16 protein-coding genes are annotated in these 17,787 nt (G+C 65.7%); 11 read left to right on the top strand and 5 right to left on the bottom strand.

Features of this window, described 5'->3' with window-relative positions; genetic code table 11:
* Window positions 1–6: 6 nt before the first annotated feature.
* The 3 genes from RPPS3_RS06390 to RPPS3_RS06400 all read left to right on the top strand — a co-directional run bounded on the left by RPPS3_RS06390 (window position 7) and on the right by RPPS3_RS06400 (window position 3,219).
* Window positions 7–2,073 carry a cytochrome c1 gene (locus RPPS3_RS06390; RefSeq protein WP_107343342.1) on the top strand — a complete coding sequence of 689 codons (2,067 nt, stop codon included), beginning with the start codon at window positions 7–9 and terminating at the stop codon, window positions 2,071–2,073.
* A 156-nt stretch (window positions 2,074–2,229) separates the two neighbouring features.
* The gene (locus RPPS3_RS06395) at window positions 2,230–2,904 is read left to right on the top strand and encodes a dienelactone hydrolase family protein (protein ID WP_107343343.1); all 675 of its coding nucleotides are present in this window, start codon (window positions 2,230–2,232) and stop codon (window positions 2,902–2,904) included.
* 90 nt (window positions 2,905–2,994) lie between these two features.
* Window positions 2,995–3,219, top strand: a complete 225-nt coding sequence (locus RPPS3_RS06400; RefSeq protein ID WP_107343344.1) for a hypothetical protein — start codon at window positions 2,995–2,997, stop codon at window positions 3,217–3,219.
* Window positions 3,220–3,365: 146 nt separating this feature from the next.
* Here RPPS3_RS06400 and RPPS3_RS06405 read toward each other — a convergent pair whose 3' ends face one another.
* Complete coding sequence (locus RPPS3_RS06405) at window positions 3,366–4,142, bottom strand: SDR family NAD(P)-dependent oxidoreductase (RefSeq protein WP_107343345.1); 777 nt, start codon at window positions 4,140–4,142, stop codon at window positions 3,366–3,368.
* Window positions 4,139–4,777: a pyridoxamine 5'-phosphate oxidase gene (gene pdxH, locus RPPS3_RS06410; protein WP_107343346.1), complete on the bottom strand. Its 639-nt coding sequence runs from the start codon at window positions 4,775–4,777 to the stop codon at window positions 4,139–4,141. Before pdxH ends, RPPS3_RS06405 begins: the two co-directional genes overlap by 4 nt.
* Before the next feature lie 123 nt (window positions 4,778–4,900).
* Between pdxH and RPPS3_RS06415 the strand changes: the two genes are divergently transcribed.
* From RPPS3_RS06415 to RPPS3_RS06440, 6 genes are all read left to right on the top strand, one after another.
* Window positions 4,901–5,311, top strand: a complete 411-nt coding sequence (locus RPPS3_RS06415; RefSeq protein ID WP_107343347.1) for an RT0821/Lpp0805 family surface protein — start codon at window positions 4,901–4,903, stop codon at window positions 5,309–5,311.
* Between the two features lie 119 nt (window positions 5,312–5,430).
* Window positions 5,431–6,399 carry a DnaJ C-terminal domain-containing protein gene (locus RPPS3_RS06420; protein ID WP_107343348.1) on the top strand — a complete coding sequence of 323 codons (969 nt, stop codon included), beginning with the start codon at window positions 5,431–5,433 and terminating at the stop codon, window positions 6,397–6,399.
* 398 nt (window positions 6,400–6,797) lie between these two features.
* Complete coding sequence (fabI, locus tag RPPS3_RS06425) at window positions 6,798–7,619, top strand: enoyl-ACP reductase FabI (RefSeq protein ID WP_107343349.1); 822 nt, start codon at window positions 6,798–6,800, stop codon at window positions 7,617–7,619.
* A 150-nt stretch (window positions 7,620–7,769) separates the two neighbouring features.
* Window positions 7,770–8,363 (top strand): histidine phosphatase family protein, encoded by a 594-nt coding sequence (locus tag RPPS3_RS06430; protein WP_107343350.1) that lies wholly within the window; start codon window positions 7,770–7,772, stop codon window positions 8,361–8,363.
* A 104-nt stretch (window positions 8,364–8,467) separates the two neighbouring features.
* Window positions 8,468–9,556 (top strand): chorismate synthase, encoded by a 1,089-nt coding sequence (gene aroC, locus RPPS3_RS06435; protein WP_107343351.1) that lies wholly within the window; start codon window positions 8,468–8,470, stop codon window positions 9,554–9,556.
* A 107-nt stretch (window positions 9,557–9,663) separates the two neighbouring features.
* Window positions 9,664–10,863 carry an adenylate/guanylate cyclase domain-containing protein gene (locus tag RPPS3_RS06440; RefSeq protein ID WP_107343352.1) on the top strand — a complete coding sequence of 400 codons (1,200 nt, stop codon included), beginning with the start codon at window positions 9,664–9,666 and terminating at the stop codon, window positions 10,861–10,863.
* 399 nt (window positions 10,864–11,262) lie between these two features.
* Here the strand turns inward: RPPS3_RS06440 and clpS are convergent, their stop codons facing one another.
* Entirely contained in the window at window positions 11,263–11,568 is a 306-nt protein-coding gene (gene clpS, locus RPPS3_RS06445; protein ID WP_047309913.1) for an ATP-dependent Clp protease adapter ClpS, read from the bottom strand.
* 235 nt (window positions 11,569–11,803) lie between these two features.
* Between clpS and RPPS3_RS06450 the strand changes: the two genes are divergently transcribed.
* Window positions 11,804–12,640, top strand: a complete 837-nt coding sequence (locus RPPS3_RS06450; protein ID WP_107343353.1) for a DUF1194 domain-containing protein — start codon at window positions 11,804–11,806, stop codon at window positions 12,638–12,640.
* A gap of 128 nt (window positions 12,641–12,768) precedes the next feature.
* Here the strand turns inward: RPPS3_RS06450 and yiaY are convergent, their stop codons facing one another.
* Window positions 12,769–13,920, bottom strand: a complete 1,152-nt coding sequence (gene yiaY, locus RPPS3_RS06455; RefSeq protein WP_107343354.1) for an L-threonine dehydrogenase — start codon at window positions 13,918–13,920, stop codon at window positions 12,769–12,771.
* 187 nt (window positions 13,921–14,107) lie between these two features.
* The gene (gene adh / locus RPPS3_RS06460) at window positions 14,108–15,610 is read right to left on the bottom strand and encodes an aldehyde dehydrogenase (protein ID WP_199852217.1); all 1,503 of its coding nucleotides are present in this window, start codon (window positions 15,608–15,610) and stop codon (window positions 14,108–14,110) included.
* Window positions 15,611–15,868: 258 nt separating this feature from the next.
* Between adh and RPPS3_RS06465 the strand changes: the two genes are divergently transcribed.
* The gene (locus RPPS3_RS06465) at window positions 15,869–17,758 is read left to right on the top strand and encodes a sigma-54-dependent Fis family transcriptional regulator (protein WP_107343356.1); all 1,890 of its coding nucleotides are present in this window, start codon (window positions 15,869–15,871) and stop codon (window positions 17,756–17,758) included.
* The last annotated feature ends 29 nt before the right edge of the window (window positions 17,759–17,787 follow it).

Below are 17,787 nucleotides of genomic sequence, written 5' to 3' on the forward strand. Positions count from 1 at the left end.
CGCATCATGAGCGGACCCTCGACCTATCAGCCACAAAGCCCCTTGATGAAGTGGCTGGAGCAGCGCCTGCCGATCGCGGGCCTCGTTCATTCCTCTTTCATCGCCTACCCGACGCCGCGTAACCTCAACTACTGGTGGACGTTCGGCGCCATCCTGTCGATGATGCTGGCGGTGCAGATCGTCACCGGCATCGTGCTGGCGATGCACTACACCCCGCACGTCGATCTCGCCTTCGACTCGGTCGAGCGGATCGTCCGCGACGTCAACTACGGCTGGCTGCTGCGCAACATGCACGCCGCCGGCGCGTCGATGTTCTTCATCGCCGTCTACGTCCACATGCTCCGCGGCCTGTACTACGGTTCGTACAAGGCGCCGCGCGAAGTGTTGTGGATTCTCGGCGTCATCATCTACCTGCTGATGATGGCGACCGGCTTCATGGGTTACGTGCTGCCGTGGGGCCAGATGAGCTTCTGGGGCGCCACCGTGATCACCAACCTGTTCTCGGCGTTCCCGGTCGTCGGCGACAGCATCGTGACGCTGCTGTGGGGCGGCTATTCGGTCGGCAACCCGACCCTGAATCGCTTCTTCTCGCTGCACTACCTGCTGCCGTTCGTGATCGCCGGCGTGGTCGTGCTGCACGTCTGGGCGCTGCACGTCACCGGCCAGAACAACCCGGCCGGCGTCGAGCCGAAGACCGAGAAGGACACCGTTCCGTTCACGCCTTACGCGACCCTCAAGGACGTGTTCGGCATGTCGTGCTTCCTGGTGTTCTACTCCTGGTTCATCTTCTACATGCCGAACTACCTCGGCGATGCGGAGAATTACGTTCCGGCCAACCCGGGCGTGACCCCGCCGCACATCGTGCCGGAATGGTACTACCTGCCGTTCTACGCGATCCTGCGTTCGATCCCGAACAAGCTGATGGGCGTCATCGCGATGTTCGGTGCGATCATCGTGCTGCTGTTCCTGCCCTGGCTCGACAGCTGCAAGGTGCGCTCGTCGCGCTATCGCCCGATGGCCAAGCGCTTCTTCTGGGCCTTCGTGGTGACCTGCCTGGTGCTGGGCTGGCTCGGCTCGAAGCCGGCGGAAGGCATCTACACCACGCTCGGTCAGGTGTTCACCTTCTTCTACTTCGCCTACTTCCTGATCGTGCTCCCGGTGCTGGGTCGTATGGAAAAGACTCTGCCGCTGCCGAACTCGATCGCCGAAGACGTGCTCAACAAGGGCAAGGTCGCCAAGGCCGTTGCCGGCCTGGTGGCGGTGCTGTTCGCAGGCGGCCTGATGGTCGGCGGCGTGCAGCCGGCCAAGGCCAACGAAGGTGGCGAGAACCCGCCGTCGCTGCAGTGGAGCTTCGCAGGTCCGTTCGGCACCTACGATCGCGCCCAGCTGCAGCGTGGCTTCAAGATCTACAAGGAAGTCTGCTCCAACTGCCACTCGCTGAAGCTGTTGCAGTATCGCAACCTCGCCGAGCCGGGTGGTCCGGGCTTCACCGTGGAGCAGGCCAAGGAGATCGCGGCCGCTGCGCAGATCAAGGACGGTCCGAACGATCAGGGTGAGATGTTCGAGCGTCCCGGTCGGCTCGCCGACACCTTCCACTCGCCGTTCCCGAACGAGCAGGCTGCCCGTGCGGCCAACGGTGGTGCGGCTCCGCCGGACATGTCGCTGCTGGCCAAGGCGCGCACCTATCCGCGTGGCTTCCCGCAGTTCATCTTCGACTTCTTCACCCAGTTCCAGGAGCAGGGCCCGAACTACATCGCCGCGCTGCTGCAGGGCTACGAAGACACCCCGCCGGAAGGCTTCAGTCTCCCGGACGGCTCGTTCTACAACAAGTGGTATCCGGGCCATTCGATCAAGATGCCGCCGCCGATCCAGGCCGGCATGGTGAGCTACGACGACGGCACGCCGGAAACGCTCGAGCAGTACGCCAAGGACGTCTCGACGTTCCTGGTGTGGGCTTCCGAGCCGCACATGGAGGCCCGCAAGCGCCTCGGTCTGCAGGTGATGATCTTCTTGGTCATCCTTTCCAGCCTGCTGTACTTCGTGAAGCGCAAGGTGTGGTCGAACGTCCACTAAGCGGCGAACGAGCCAACACAACGAGACAGGAAAGCCCCTTCGGGGGCTTTTTTGTTGTCTGCATTCCGGCGTTTGCCGATGAGTAGCGATTGCATCCGGCGACTGCTCCGGACAAAATAATCAAAAGCAATTGCATGTAACCCGCGCGGAGGATCCATGGGCACGCTGATCACTTTCAAACGTCCGGACGGCAAGGAAGCGAGCGGCTATCTCGCCAACGCTGCCAGCGGCAAAGCGCCGGGCGTGGTGGTGATCCAGGAATGGTGGGGGCTGTCCGAGCAGATCAAGGGACTGACCGACCGCCTCGCGCTGGCCGGCTTCGATGCGCTCGCGCCGGACCTCTACAACGGCACGGTGGTTCCGTATCACGACACGGATGCGGCCAATAAAGAGATGAGCTCGCTCGACTTCATGGACGCCACCACCCAGACGGTGCGCGGCGCTGTGAACTACCTCTCGCGCAACGGCGCCAAGGTCGGCCTGACCGGCTTCTGCCTCGGCGGCGCCGTGACGGTGATCGGCGCCTGTAAGATCCCGGAACTGAGCGCGGCGGTGGTGTTCTACGGCATTCCGCCGGAGCAGGCGGCCAAGCCGTCCGAGGTGCGGGTGCCGATGCAAGGCCATTTCGCCAACCGCGACGATTGGTGCACCCCGCAGGTGGTGGATGCGTTCGAGGCCGGATTGAAGGCCGCCGGCAAGCAGGCCGAGTTCTTCCGCTATGAGGCCGACCACGCCTTCGTCAACGAGCAGCGTGCGGCGGTGCACGACCGCGAAGCGGCGGAACTCGCGTGGTCGCGAGCGATGCAGTTCTTTGGAAAGCATCTCTCCTGACGGCTGCAGCCCGGTAAAATTTGAGCTTTCGGCTGAAGACTTGGCAGATCAGTTTGCTGCGATAACGTCGGCATACGCCACGAGGACAGCATGGTTGAAAAAGTCGTAAACCCGGATCTCCGAAACGTCGTCGACCTCGACAGCTACCGCGCCAAGCCGATCGGCCTGCGCGGCGCCGGGGCCGAAGGCCGTCGGTGCAGGCATTGCGGCGCGGCGCTGCTCGATGACGAGTTGGAGGATGATTGCTCGAGTGCCGGCATTGCCCTGCAATCGCCGGCCCGCCGACGACCGACGCGCGTGTTCCGCGCCGACTGATTTGACGACGACCGGCGTGGCCGCCAAGCGCCACGCCGCACGCACCCATTCGATGCGATCGTCTGCAGCGCCCCGTTTCCGATCATCGGAAGCGGGGCGTTGGTCTTTCGGGAGGGAAGAGAGCGGGCTTTGCCGCCGTCTGAGGGTCAGACGTGCTGGCCGCCGTTGATGTGGATCTCGGCGCCGTTCACGTAGGACGAGGTCTCGGTGCACAGCACGTAGATGATCTTGGCGACCTCATCCGGGGTGCCGAGCCGGCGCATCGGAATCTGCTCCTCGACGATCTTCTCGGTGCCGGGCGACAGGATCGAGGTGTCGATCTCGCCGGGCGCGATCGAGTTCACCCGCACGCCGACCGGGCCGAAATCCGCTGCCATTTCCCGGGTCAGCGCTGCGAGCGCCGCCTTCGAGGTCGCGTAAGCTGCGCCAGCGAATGGATGCACGCGCGATCCGGCGATCGAGGTGACGTTCACCACCGAGCCCTTCACCGCCTTCAGTTCCTCGATCAAGCCGCGCGCCATCATGATCGGCGCGAAGAAATTGACCCGGAACACGTGCTCCCAGGTGTCGAGTTCGGTGTCGATCGAGCCGAGCCGGGCACCGCCGGGAGCCTTCGGCGAGATCGCGGCATTGTTGACCAGCGCATGCAGGGCGCCGCCATCGAGCCGCTCCCGGATCTCGTCGATCGCCCGCAGGGTGTCGGCGCGGTCGCCGAGGTCGACCTGGATGTGGTCTTCGGGGCCGGCGCCCCACGGGCACTGCTCCGGAAACGGATGCCGGGAGCAAGTGATCACTCGCCAGCCCGCGCTGGAGAAACGGATCACCGTGGCATGGCCGATGCCGCGACTGGCGCCGGTCAGGAGCATGGTCCGGCGCGGCGCGTTGCTCTCGGGCGGGCGCGGCTTTTGGGAGTCGGGGCTCATGGATACAGCCTTGTCTTGGTCCAGGGGTGATCCGGGGTGTCCCGGCGGAATTCGATGCGGTCGTGCAGGCGGAACGGGCGGTCGTGCCAGAACTCGATTCGGGACGGCGTGATCCGCCAGCCGCTCCAGCCGGGCGGCCGCGGAACGTCGCCGACCAGATGGCGCGCCGCCACCTTGGCGATCGCCTGCTCGAACGCGAACCGGCTTTCCAGCGGCTGCGACTGCTTGCTCGCCCAGGCGCCGATCTGCGCCTGCTTCGGCCGGGTGGCGAAATAGGCATCGGCCTCGGTGTCGGTCACCGGGGTCACGGTGCCGCGAATCCGAATCTGCCGGCGCAGCGATTTCCAGTGAAACAGCAGCGCGGCTTTCGGGTTGGCGGCCAGTTCGCGGCCCTTCTGACTGGCGATGTGGCTGTAGAACACGAAGCCGTGCTCGTCATAGCCCTTCATTAGAACCATGCGCACGTCGGGCAGGCCGTCCGGATCGACCGTCGCCAGCGCCATCGCGTTCGGATCGTTGGGCTCGGATTTGTTGGCTTCCGCAAGCCATTCAGCGAACAGCGCAAACGGATTCTCTGCCGCGGTGAAATCACCGGGCGTTAACTCACTCTGTGGTCTGATCGAGGGGTCGCTCATGCGAGGGAATCCGACTTGTGCTTCACCGCGGTCCGGAACGCGCTGCGGGTCCTGTATAGGTCCAACCTATATAGGGCACGGCAACGCAATGGCCTATCGGCCATCGCGCAAGGCGCGCCAGCGATGATAGCGATTCTAATCGGCGCCTCGCTCGGTGGCTGCGGCATGAATAGCCGCGACGGCGCCTTCGCCCAGATGGACAGCAGCGACTTCACCGGCTCGATCGGTGCTGTGCTGCCCGCCCGCGAGGAAGGCCCGACCGACGCCGATATGGCGCTGGCGCGGATTGCGGCATCCGATGTGCTGACCAAGGGCGACAAGGATTCCAGCCAGCCGTGGGAAAACCCGACCACCGGTGCGCGCGGCTCGGTGACGCCTCTGGCCGCGGCCTACAGCAACGAAGGCCGCACCTGCCGCGACTTTCTCGCCTCCTATGTGAAAGAGCGGACCGAGAGCTGGATGCAGGGCGCAGCGTGCCGAACCTCGCAGGGGCATTGGGAAATCCGCTCGCTGCGGCCGTGGCGCAAGAGCTGATTCCGATCGAATTGCGCGCGCCACCGGGCCGATTCCGGTTGCAAAAAAGACATGAAACCCCCAGATGACTGGCGACGGGCGTTCGCCCACAGTTGAAATTCCTGAAGGAGACGAGACGGATGCGCGACCCCTATGAGGTCCTGGGGGTGCAGCGGGACGCCAGCGCTGCGGCGATCAAAAGCGCCTATCGCAAGCTGGCGAAGAAGCATCACCCCGACAGCAACAAAAACGATCCCAAAGCCGCCGCGCGTTTCGCTGAAATCAATTCCGCCAACGAAATCCTCGGCGACGAGACCAAGCGCAAGCAATACGACCGCGGCGAGATCGATGCCGAAGGCAAGCCGCGCTTCCAGGGTTTCCCTGGCGGCGGTGGCCGTGCGGGCGGCGCCGGCGGGTTCGAGCAATATTCCTTCCGCAGCGGCGGCGGAGCCCCCGGTGGCGGGTTCGGCGGCGCGGCCGGCTTCGAGGACATCTTGAATTCGATGTTCGGCGGCGCGGCTGGCGCGCGCGGCGCGGGTGCGCGTGGTCGCACCCAAGGCTTCGACTTCGACACCGGCTTCGCACCCGACCTCGATCAGTCGGTGTCGATGACGGTGACGCTCGAAGAGGCGACGCGCGGCACCGAAAAGCGGGTGCGGCTGCCGACCGGGAAAGAGCTCAACGTCAAGATTCCGGCCGGCGTCGGCGCCGGTCAGCAGATCCGGCTGAAGGGGCAGGGCGAAAGCGCGCCCGGTCACCGCGCCGGCGACCTGCTGATCACCGTGAACATCGCCCCGCATCCTTACTTCAAGGTCGACGGCAACGATCTGAAGCTCGAGCTGCCGCTGACGCTGTATGAAGCGGTGCTCGGCGCCAAGGTCCGGGTGCCGACGCTGACGGGAGCGATCGAGCTGTCGATCCCGAAAAATACGTCCAGCGGCCGGATCTTCCGGCTCAAGGGCAAGGGACTGCCGAAAGGCGGCGCGACCGGCGATCTGTTCGTAACCACCCGCATCATCCTGCCCGACGGCCACGATGCCGAGCTGGAGAAGCTGATGCAGAAGTGGCGGGACGACCACCCTTACAATCCGCGGACCGATCTCGGCTAAGGCCGCGATCGGCCGGCCCTGACGCAGGTGCGGCCTCGGTGCGGGGGATCAGCGCGCAACCCCGCCCGAGGCCGCTTGCGTCGACCGGCGGATCGGACGCGACTCACACGATGCTGAGTGGCCGGTGCGATTCTGCGGCACGTCGGTGTTCCGATTGGCGATAATCGATGTCGAAAATGGGATCGCGCGGTTAGCACGCATTGAAAATGCTGCGCGATTTCGAATAGCGCACGATTTTCCAACTAATTGCCGAGAGCCGTTCTGCGCGGCGCCGATCGATGCCGCGCGGAGCAGCCCAGCCTTGCCCAAATGGTTGAATTTGCACGGGGACATGGGGCTGTACCCGGCCGGGCCGCTGGTGTAGGTCGAAGGCCGATTGCAAGACGATAGGATAGTCCATGTCGACAGCTTCCGGCCTGATGCAAGGCAAACGCGGCGTTATTCTCGGCGTCGCCAACAACCGTTCGATTGCTTACGGCATCGCGAAAGCCTGCCGCGCCCAGGGCGCCGAGATCGCGCTGACCTATCAGGGTGACGCGCTGAAGAAGCGGGTCGAACCGCTTGCCGCCGAGCTCGGCGGCCTCGTTCTCGGGCACTGCGACGTCACCGACGGCGCCACCATCGATGCGGTGTTCGACGTGGTGAAGGAGAAGTGGGGCAAGATCGACTTCGTGGTCCACGCCATCGCGTTCGCCGACAAGGACGAGCTCGACGGCCGTTATGTCGACACTTCGCCGGAGAACTTCTCCAAGTCGATGCTGATCTCGTGCTACTCGCTGACCGCGATCGCGCAGCGCGCCGAGAAGCTGATGACGGACGGCGGCTCGATCATCACCCTGACCTATTACGGCGCCGAGAAGTGGATGCCGCATTACAACGTGATGGGTGTCGCCAAGGCGGCGCTCGAGGCCAGCGTGCGCTATCTCGCTGCCGACCTCGGCGAGAAGAACATTCGCGTCAACGCGATCTCCGCCGGCCCGATCAAGACGCTGGCGGCGTCCGGCATCGGTGACTTCCGCTACATCCTGAAGTGGAACGAATACAACGCGCCGCTGCGCCGGACGGTGACGATCGAAGAGGTCGGCGACAGCGCGCTGTACTTCCTGTCCGACCTGTCGCGCGGCGTCACCGGCGAAGTCCACCACGTCGATTCCGGCTACCATGTCGTCGGCATGAAAAACCCCGACGCGCCGGACATCTCGCTCGGCGGGAAGGACTAGGCCGAAGAGATCGTCATGCGCGTGCTTTCGCGCATTGCATTTGTCCCGTCATTGCGAGCGAAGCGAAGCAATCCAGGGCCCAGATCATGTGGCTGCTGGATTGCTTCGTCGCTTCGCTCCTCGCAATGACGCTGAGGCTGATCGGCATTCATGCCCACCATCTACTTCATCCGCCACGGCGAGACCGACTGGAACGCCACCGGGCGATATCAGGGCACGCGCGACATTCCGCTGAACGACAAGGGGCGGGGGCAGGCGGCTTCGGCCGGCGGCGTGCTCGGCGGTCTGCTCGCACGGAACGGCCAGCAGCCGGCGGAGCTGGACTATCGCGCCAGCCCGCTCGGCCGCGCCCGGGTCACCGTGGAGCTGGTGCGCGGTGCGCTGGGTCTGCCGGCGCAGGACTACACGGTCGACGACCGGCTGCGCGAGATCACCTACGGCGCCTGGGAAGGCTTCACCCTGCAGGACATGGAGCAGTCCGATCCGGCGCTGTATGCCGCGCGCCATGCCGACCGCTGGAACGTCGCGCCGCTGCGCGGCGAGAGCTACGCCCAGCGGCTGCCGTTCATCACCGACTGGGTTGCGTCGCTGACGCGGGACACCGTCGCGGTCGGCCACGTCGGCACCGGCCGCACCCTGTTCGTCGCGCTCGGCCTGAAAACCCCGCGCGAGGCGCTGGAAGGCCCGATCCAGCAGGGCGCCGTCTACGTCTTCCGCGACGGCGGCTTCGAGATCGTCAGCTGAGCTCTTCCGCTCTCCCACAAGGGGAGAGGGGCCTAAGGCCGGTTTGACCCTGTCCGGCCGGCGCGTTACCACACCGGCGCAATCCAAAAGGGTCGGTCCGCGCCATGTCGTTCAATACCTTCGGCCATATGTTTCGCGTCACCACCTTTGGCGAAAGCCATGGAGTGGCGATCGGCTGCGTGGTCGATGGCTGCCCGCCGCTGATCCCGCTGACCGAGGCCGACATCCAGGGCGATCTCGACCGCCGCCGGCCCGGCCAGTCGCGCTTCACCACCCAGCGCCAGGAAGCCGATCAGGTGAAGATCCTGTCCGGCGTGATGGTGCATCCCGAGACCGGGGTGCAGGTGACGACCGGCACGCCGATCGCGCTGTTGATCGAGAATACCGACCAGCGCTCCAAGGATTATTCGGATATCCAGAACAAGTACCGCCCCGGCCACGCCGATTTCACCTATGAGGCGAAGTACGGCATCCGCGACTATCGCGGCGGTGGCCGCTCGTCGGCGCGCGAGACCGCGAGCCGGGTCGCGGCCGGCGCGATCGCCCGCAAGGTGATCGCCGGCATGACGGTGCGCGGCGCGCTGGTGCAGATCGGTCCGCACAAGATCGATCGCGACAAATGGGATTGGGACGAGATCGGCAACAACCCGTTCTTCTGCCCGGACAAGGACAAGGCGGCATTCTACGCCGACTATCTCGACGGCATCCGCAAATCCGGCTCGTCGATCGGCGCGGTGGTTGAGATCGTCGCCGAGGGCGTGCCGGCCGGGCTCGGGGCGCCGATTTATGCCAAGCTCGACGGCGATCTCGCCGCGGCGCTGATGAGCATCAATGCGGTGAAGGGCGTCGAGATCGGCGACGGTTTTGCCAGCGCCGAGCTGACCGGCGAGCAGAACGCCGACGAGATGCGCACCGGCAATCACGGTCCGGCGTTCCTGTCCAACCATGCCGGCGGCATCCTGGGCGGCATTTCCACCGGCCAGCCGGTGGTGGCGCGGTTCGCCGTCAAGCCGACCTCGTCGATCCTGACCCCGCGCAAGACCGTCGACCGCACCGGCCATGACACCGAGATCCTGACCAAGGGCCGTCACGACCCCTGCGTCGGTATCCGCGCCGTGCCGGTCGGCGAGGCGATGGTCGCCTGCGTGCTGGCCGACCATCTGCTGCGGCACCGGGGACAGGTCGGCGGCTGACCAGCCGGGCCGCCTGTCTCGCTCCAGCATCCGCGCAGGACCGCTGGATGACTGCCATGAGCCCAGTCCTGCTACAAAACGCCACGCGGGGCGGCTAAGATGCAGCCATGCATTCTGAGCAGATCCGCGGCATTCTCGACTGGCTGAGCGACGGCGCACGGTCCGAGCCGGACCCGGCCATGAAGATGAAGCTGACCTGCGAGCAGCTCGTCGCGGCCGGCATCCCGTTGCACCGGGTCGGCGTCTTCGTCGAAACCCTGCATCCTGACATCTACGGCCACCGCTTCATCTGGCGGGCCGACGGCGAGGTCGAGGTCGGCTCGACCACCCAGGACGTCGAGCGGTCGGAGGAGTATCAGCGCAGCCCGCTGAAGATCCTGTACGATTACGGCGTCGAGGTCCGCTTCCGGCTCGACGACCCGGAGAGCAAGAACTTCCCGTTCCTGGAGGATCTGCGCGCCGAGGCCGTCACCGATTACACCGCGCTGCCGCTGCGGTTTCTCGACGGCACCTATCACGCGGCGAGTTTCGCCACCAAGCAGCCGGGCGGCTTCACCGATTCCCAGCTCAGCGCGCTGCGGGCGATGATGCCGCCGCTGTCGCGGCTGGTCGAGGTGATCAGCCTGCGCGACATCGCCACCAATCTGCTCGACACCTATGTGGGCAACCGCGCCGGCGCCCGCATTCTGGCCGGACAGATCCGCCGCGGCCATGCGGATCATCTCCGCGCCGCGATCTGGCTGTCCGACCTGCGCGGCTTCTCGGCGCTGTCCGACGGCCTGCCGCCGGAGATCATGGTCAAGCTACTGAACGCGTATTTCGACTGCCAGGTCGCGGCGATCGCGGGCCATGGCGGCGAGGTGCTGAAGTTCATGGGCGACGGCCTGCTCGCGGTGTTTCCGATCGCCGATGACGGCAGCGACGCCGCCGAGGTCTGCGGCCGGATGCTGGCCGCAGCCAATGAATGCCGGGCCAGCATCGCGGATCTGAATTTCGTCGAGGGCGCCCACGTCATCGAGAGCTTCCGCTTCGGCGTCGCGTTGCATGTCGGTCAGGTGCTGTACGGCAATATCGGCGGCGGCAACCGGCTCGACTTCACCTGCATCGGCCCGGCGGTGAACCTCGCCGCAAGGCTGGAGCGGCTGGCCGCCCGGCTCGGCCGCACCGTGGTCGCCTCCAGCGATTTCGTCGGGCTGTGCTCCGAAGGCTGGAGCGACCTCGGCGAATTCCCGATGGCCGGCTTCTCCCACGCCGAGCGCGTCCACGGCCTGACCGACGAGACGCCGCTCGCCGCCGAAGGGCTGTGAGACACTGAACCATCAAGTTGCCGAGCGTCATCCGCGGGCTTGACCCGCGGATCCATCGCGCGCGTAGCGCGCATCTAGAGCATCTCTGCGTTTGACAGAATCAGGACCGAACTTCCTAGCGGTCGCAGCTTGTACAGCCTCATGGTGAGGAGGCGCGAAGCGCCGTCTCGAACCATGGGCCGCAAGCCCTGCGGCTCCTCATCCTTCGAGACGCCCGGCTTTGCCGGGCTCCTCAGGATGAGGACTTCGGACGCTTGGCAAAGGCCAAATCCGCTTCAAACAATCGATGAAGCGCGCTCTAGAATGGCCTAATGCGAGAGATGGATCGCCGGGCCGAGCCCGGCGATGACGCTCTTTTCCGGTAACAGGCGCGCCGAATTTGGTACTACGCCGCCGGCACTACTCCTCCGGCTCCGTCGTAAACAGCAGCGGATAGCCCTTGGCGCGGCCGGCGTCGGTGGCGCGGGTGGCTTTGGTTTCGGCGACGTCCTTGGTGAACACGCCGACGACGCAGACGCCGCGCTGATGCGCGGTGAGCATCACCTTATAGGCTTGGTCCTCGGTCATCCGGAATTCGGCCTTCAGCACCGACACCACGAATTCGCGAGGCGTGTAGTCGTCGTTGACCAGGATCACCTTGTGCAGCTTCGGCCGCTCGACCTTGATTTTGGCCTTGGTCTTCGGCTTCAGGTCGATGTTGCTCATCAGATGCCGACCCGCGTGAAATGCTGAAATGCCTGCAATGCGGGTCCTATCCTACAGCGTCGCCCGCCCGACGAAAACCTGCCTGCGTTGAGCCGCGTAGCGCCGCCCTTCCCATCGCACGCTCACGATCGATCATCATCAGTGACTGGAAAGTGATCGGAATGGAACCGGCTGGGCCGCTTTCCGTCATCTGTTTTGCATGTCACCATCGCGGTTGGTCGACCGGAGGGCTGCAATGCGCTGGTGGGTCTCGATCGGAATGCTCGCCGCTGCGATGGCGGCCGGTGTCGCCGCGATTGCCGCGCCCAACCAGGCGCCGCAATCAGCAGCGGGTGACGACGCCAAACAGGTCGACGTCGAACTGGTGTTGGCCGTCGATGTCTCCTACTCGATGGACGTCGATGAACTCGCAGTGCAGCGCGAAGGCTACGCGCAGGCGCTGATCTCCGGCGAATTCCTCAAGACTCTGAAGAGCGGTCCGACCGGCCGCATCGCGGTAACGTATTTCGAGTGGGCCGCGTCCTCAGATCAGAAAATCATTCTGCCCTGGCATATTATCGACGGGCCGGAATCGGCCGATGCGGTCGCGGCCGAGATCCTGAAAGCGCCGCTGCGCCGTGCTTCGCGGACCTCGATCTCCGGCGCGATCAACTTCGCGCTGCCGCTGTTCGAACAGAACCCGTATCACGGGCTGCGCCGGGTAATCGATATCTCCGGCGATGGCCCGAACAATAACGGCGAACCGGTGACGATCGCGCGCGATGCCGCGGTCGCCAAGGGCGTCGTCATCAACGGCCTGCCGATCATGGTGAAAGAGCCGTCCTACTCGATGATGGATATCGAGAATCTGGATTACTACTACGAGGACTGCGTGATCGGCGGTCCCGGCGCCTTCGTGGTCGGCATCAAGGATCGCGCCAAGTTCAAAGAGGCGATCCACACCAAGCTGGTGATGGAGGTCGCTGGCCACACCCCGCCGGCCCGCATCGTTCCGATCGCCGATGAACACCGTCCGGCGCGAGTATCGTGCCTGATCGGCGAGAAGGTCTGGCAGGACCGGTGGGGGCGGTGAGGGCGCGGACGCATCTGGTGCGTCCACGCGATTTGGATCGAAGCGGGATGACTTGCGGTTAGGTGAGAAGCCATCCTGCTCCGATGTCTAGTCGGACACGGTTGTGTCCGACCGCGACGCAAAGGCGGTCAGGCCGCCGCGCGGAAGATGGTTTCGATCTCGGTCTGCGTCGCCTGCTTCGGATTGGTGAAGCCGCACGCATCCTTCAGCGCGTTGGCGGCGAGCACCGGCACGTCCGCCTCCTTCATGCCGAGCCCGCCGAGGCCGGATGGAATGCCGACGTCGGCCGACAGCCGTTGGATGGCGTGAATGGCAGCGTCGGCGCCCTGGGCGTCGGTCATGCCGGTGGTATCGACGCCGAGCGCATGCGCGACGTCCTTCAGCCGGCCCGCCGCGACCTGCGCGTTATAGGCCTGCACGTGCGGCAGCAGCACCGCGTTGCAGACGCCGTGCGGCAGGTCGTAGAAGCCGCCGAGCTGGTGCGCCATCGCGTGCACATAACCGAGCGAGGCGTTGTTGAACGCCATCCCGGCGAGGAATCCCGCATACGACATCGCTTCTCGGGCGGCCAGATTCTGCCCCTCGGCGACGACGGTGCGCAGGCTGTTGGAGATGATCGACACCGCCTTCAGAGCGCAGGAGTCGGTGATCGGCGTCGCGGCGATCGACACATAGGCTTCGATCGCGTGCGTCAGCGCGTCCATGCCGGTCGCAGCAGTCAGGGCCGGCGGCTTGCCGAGCATCAGCACCGGATCGTTGACCGACAGCAGCGGCGTGGTGTGGCGGTCGACGATCGCCATTTTCACCTGCCGCTCTTCGTCGGTGATGATGCAGAAACGCGTCATCTCGCTTGCGGTGCCGGCCGTGGTGTTGACGGCGATCAGCGGAAGCTGGGCGTGCGCCGACCGGTCGACGCCTTCATAGTCCTTGATGCTGCCGCCATTGGTGGCGGTGAGCGCGATCCCCTTCGCGCAGTCGTGCGCCGAACCGCCGCCGAGCGAGATCACGCAGTCGCAGTTCTCCTGCTTCAGCAGCGCCAGCCCGTCCTCGACGTTCTTGATCGTCGGGTTCGGCTTGGCGCCGGGGAACACGACGCTGGTGACGTTGCGCTCGATCAGCATCGAGGCGATCTGATCGGCCACGCCGAGCTTGTGCAGCCCGCTGTCGGTGACGATCAGCGCCCGCTTGAAGCCGCGCGCCTTGGCCTGGTCGGCCGCGCTCGACACGCAGCCGGCGCCGAACAGGTTGAGGGAGGGGATGAAGAATGTAGTCGCCGTCATTGGTTGCTTCCTTCCATTGAGTTTGTTGTTGATCGCTAGTCGATGAGCTGTCCGGCCGGGCTGTTGCCCTGGAGCCGGACGCGCTCCGTTTCGCAGGGCAAAGCCCTGCGACGCGGGCGGCGCGATACGCCGCCCGGCATTGCTGCGGCCGGGTGCTGAGCACCCGCCGATGAAATGAGTTGTCGTCTCAGAAGAAGCCGAGCGGCCCGGTGCCGTAGCTCACCAGCAGGTTCTTGGTGTGCTGATAGTGATCGAGCATCATCTTGTGCGTCTCGCGCCCGATGCCGGACTGCTTGTACCCGCCGAACGCCGCGTGCGCCGGATAGGCGTGGTAGCAGTTGGTCCACACCCGGCCTGCGGCGATGGCGCGCCCGAACCGATAGGCGCGGGTGCCGTCCCGCGTCCAGACGCCGGCGCCGAGGCCATACTGGGTGTCGTTGGCGATCGCGACCGCTTCGGCCTCGTCCTTGAAGGTGGTGACCGACACCACCGGACCGAAGATTTCCTCCTGGAAGATCCGCATCTGGTTGTGACCGCGGAACACGGTCGGATGCACGTAGTAGCCGCCGGCGAGATCGCCGGGCAGCTCTGCGCGTGCGCCGCCCGCCAGGAGTTCGGCGCCTTCGTGGCGGCCGATCTCGATGTAGGACAGGATCTTCTCGAGCTGTTCCTGCGAGGCCTGCGCGCCGATCATCGTCGCCGGATCGCGCGGGTCGCCTTGGCGGATCGCGGCGACGCGGGCGAGTGCGCGCTCCATGAAGCGCTCGTAGATCGATTCCTGCACCAGCGCGCGGCTTGGGCAGGTGCACACCTCGCCCTGGTTCAGCGCGAACATCACGAAGCCTTCGATCGCCTTGTCGAAGAACGGATCGTCTTCGGCCGCAACGTCGCCGAAGAAGATGTTGGGCGATTTGCCGCCGAGTTCGAGCGACACCGGCACCAAGTTTTCGCTGGCGTATTGCATGATCAGCCGGCCGGTCGAGGTCTCGCCGGTGAAGGCGATCTTGGCGATGCGCGGGCTGGAGGCCAGCGGCTTGCCGGCTTCGACGCCGAATCCGTTGACGATGTTGACGACGCCGGGCGGCAGTAGATCGCCGACCAGTTCGGCCCACACCAGGATCGAGGCCGGCGTCTGTTCGGCCGGCTTCAGCACCACGCAGTTGCCGGCGGCGAGCGCGGGCGCCAGCTTCCACGCCGCCATCAGCAGCGGGAAGTTCCACGGAATGATCTGGCCGACGACGCCGAGCGGTTCGTGGAAGTGATACGCGATGGTGTCGTGATCGATCTCCGAGATCGAGCCTTCCTGTGCGCGGAGTGCACCTGCGAAATAGCGGAAGTGATCGATCGCCAGCGGCAGGTCGGCGGCGCGCGTCTCGCGGATCGGCTTGCCATTGTCGAGCGTTTCGGCGATCGCCAGCAGATCGAGATTGGCTTCCATCCGATCGGCGATGCGATTGAGAATGAGTGACCGCTCTGTCGTCGTGGTCTTGGCCCAGCTGATGCTGGCCGTGTGCGCTGCATCAAGCGCGAGTTCGACATCTTCCTTTTGTGAACGCGGGATTTCGGTGAGTTTTGCGCCGGTGATCGGGGTGGTGTTGTCGAAGTATCTGCCGTCGACCGGATCCACCCAGCGGCCGCCGATGAAGTTGCCGTAGCGGGTCTTGAACACCGTGCTGGCGTCCGGATGCATCGTTGTGATGAGGTTCATGGCTTCCTCCCGTTTGTTTTGAAGCGGATGGAACTACGCACGACGCATGCCAGGTGTGCGGGACGCCTGCGGCCATTGGCCTCCGAACTGATCAGTTCGTTGAAAAGACTGGGAGGATTCTAGATCGGAGCGCGCGCGCTCCGGGTGGTGATGTCTGGACAGCACCTCCGGCTGCGTGTGATACTTGCAGCAGTTGGACGCCACACCTGTTGCAGAATCCAACACTCCGAGGATCCGCTCATGTCAATCGCATCAAGCCGTGATGCCGTCGTCACTGCGCGCCGCCGCTTCTTCGGGGAGGGGCGTCCCGTCGACGGAATGCTCGCCGCACCGATCCTGCGCTCATGGCAGCGCTGCGCCGGCCAGGGGCTGGACGCCAGCCGCTCGCCGCTGGTTGAACCGCCCACCGCCCGCGAACTGCGCGAATTGCAGGAACGCCATGACAGGCTCGGCCGCCTCGCGCGGCCGGAGCTGAATGCACTGCAAGGCGACGCGCGCCTCACCGACAGCGTCGTCATTCTCACCGACGCGGTCGGCGTCGTCCTCGACATGATCGGCTCCGGTGAGTTTGCGGGCCGAGCGGCGCAGGTGGCGCTGCGGCCCGGCGTGTCGTGGAGCGAGGCCGACACCGGCACCAATGCGATCGGCACCGCGCTGGTCGAGCGTCAGCCGATTGCGGTGCATGGTGCCGAGCACTTCTTCGAACGTCACCGCATCCTGGCTTGCGCGGCTGCGCCGCTGATCGATCCGCGCGGTGTGGTGGCCGGTGCGCTCGATATGACCGGGCCGGCCGCGATCCGCCATGTCCACGCGCTCGGGCTGATGCGGCTTGCTGCCGAGCAGATCGAGCACCGGTTCTTCACCGAAGGATTCGAGCACTGCACCATGCTGCGGCTGCACACCGACCGCGCGCTGCTCGGCACGCCGCGCGAGGGCGTGCTGGCGTTTGCCGATGGCGTGCTGATCGGTGCCAATAGGCACGGCCTCGAGCTGATGAACCTGGATTGGCCGGCGCTCGACCTCGCACGGCTGGAAACGCTGCTGCCGGGTGTCCGCCCCTCCGAGCAGATTCAAATGCTGCGCGGCCCTCGCGGCACCCGGCTGTGGGGCCGGCTGGTCGAACCGCCGCGCCGCAGCCCGCGCGCGCCGGCTACGCCTGCCGTTGCATCAATGCCTGCCGCTCCGGCCGGGGAGGTCGAGCCGATCCTCGATGCGGAGATGATGGCGCAGCTGTCGCGCACCGTGCGGCTGGTCGAGGCCGGAATCCCGGTGTTGCTGCTCGGCGAGACTGGATCGGGCAAGGACGTCTTCGCGCGCCGCGTTCATGCCGAGAGTGCGCGGCGCAACAAGCCGTTCGTTCCGGTGAACTGCGCGGCGCTGCCGGAAGGGCTGATCGAGTCGGAGCTGTTCGGCTATGAGGCCGGTGCCTTCACCGGCGCGCGGCGACAGGGCGCGCCTGGGCTGCTGCGCCAGGCCGATGGCGGCGTGCTGTTTCTCGATGAGATCGGCGACATGCCGCTGTCGCTGCAGAGCCGGCTGCTGCGCGTGCTGCAGGACAAGCAAATCTCGCCGCTCGGCGGCGGCCGGCCGGTGCCGGTCGATTTCGCGCTGATTTGCGCCACGCATCAGCCGCTCGGCTCATTGCTGGCCGCCGGCGCGTTCCGCCAGGATTTGTACTTCCGGATTGCCCAATACGTCGTCGAGCGGCCGCCGGTGCGCCATCACCCGGATCGCCTCGCGCTGGTCCGAAAACTCTGGCGCCAGCTCGGCGGCGAACAGGCTGGCGTTCAGCTCTCCACTGATGTCGAGCGCGTGCTGGCGGCTTACAATTGGCCGGGCAATTATCGGCAGCTGGTCGGAACGCTGCGCGCGCTGCTGGTGCTCGGCGAGCCGGGGCATCCGGTGGAGGTCTCCGCGCTCCCCGCCGAAATCAGTGCTGCAGTAAGCGCTTCGGAGACCCAAGCGCCCGTTGCGCCGCCGCCGACGTCGCTCGCCGAACACACCCGCTCGGCGTTGCAGGCCGCGCTCGATGCCAGCGGCGGCAACGTCTCGCGCGCCGCACGCCGGCTCGGCATCGACCGAAGCACGTACTATCGCCGCCTGCTGAAGGACAAGGATCGCGGCCGATGAGCGGTGGGGCTTGCAGGTTAGCTCCTGCG

The organism is Rhodopseudomonas palustris (genome assembly GCF_003031265.1).
Taxonomy (GTDB): Bacteria; Pseudomonadota; Alphaproteobacteria; order Rhizobiales; family Xanthobacteraceae; genus Rhodopseudomonas; species Rhodopseudomonas palustris_H.

Coding starts and splice junctions, on each gene's coding strand:
- RPPS3_RS06430 (WP_107343350.1), top strand. CDS start 7,770: ATGCCCACCATCTACTTCATCCGCCACGGCGAGACCGACTGGAACGCC.
- adh (WP_199852217.1), bottom strand. CDS start 15,610: ATGCATCCGGACGCCAGCACGGTGTTCAAGACCCGCTACGGCAACTTC.
- RPPS3_RS06465 (WP_107343356.1), top strand. CDS start 15,869: ATGTCAATCGCATCAAGCCGTGATGCCGTCGTCACTGCGCGCCGCCGC.
- RPPS3_RS06395 (WP_107343343.1), top strand. CDS start 2,230: ATGGGCACGCTGATCACTTTCAAACGTCCGGACGGCAAGGAAGCGAGC.
- yiaY (WP_107343354.1), bottom strand. CDS start 13,920: ATGACGGCGACTACATTCTTCATCCCCTCCCTCAACCTGTTCGGCGCC.
- RPPS3_RS06390 (WP_107343342.1), top strand. CDS start 7: ATGAGCGGACCCTCGACCTATCAGCCACAAAGCCCCTTGATGAAGTGG.
- RPPS3_RS06405 (WP_107343345.1), bottom strand. CDS start 4,142: ATGAGCCCCGACTCCCAAAAGCCGCGCCCGCCCGAGAGCAACGCGCCG.
- aroC (WP_107343351.1), top strand. CDS start 8,468: ATGTCGTTCAATACCTTCGGCCATATGTTTCGCGTCACCACCTTTGGC.
- pdxH (WP_107343346.1), bottom strand. CDS start 4,777: ATGAGCGACCCCTCGATCAGACCACAGAGTGAGTTAACGCCCGGTGAT.
- clpS (WP_047309913.1), bottom strand. CDS start 11,568: ATGAGCAACATCGACCTGAAGCCGAAGACCAAGGCCAAAATCAAGGTC.
- fabI (WP_107343349.1), top strand. CDS start 6,798: ATGTCGACAGCTTCCGGCCTGATGCAAGGCAAACGCGGCGTTATTCTC.
- RPPS3_RS06400 (WP_107343344.1), top strand. CDS start 2,995: ATGGTTGAAAAAGTCGTAAACCCGGATCTCCGAAACGTCGTCGACCTC.
- RPPS3_RS06440 (WP_107343352.1), top strand. CDS start 9,664: ATGCATTCTGAGCAGATCCGCGGCATTCTCGACTGGCTGAGCGACGGC.
- RPPS3_RS06450 (WP_107343353.1), top strand. CDS start 11,804: ATGCGCTGGTGGGTCTCGATCGGAATGCTCGCCGCTGCGATGGCGGCC.
- RPPS3_RS06420 (WP_107343348.1), top strand. CDS start 5,431: ATGCGCGACCCCTATGAGGTCCTGGGGGTGCAGCGGGACGCCAGCGCT.
- RPPS3_RS06415 (WP_107343347.1), top strand. CDS start 4,901: ATGATAGCGATTCTAATCGGCGCCTCGCTCGGTGGCTGCGGCATGAAT.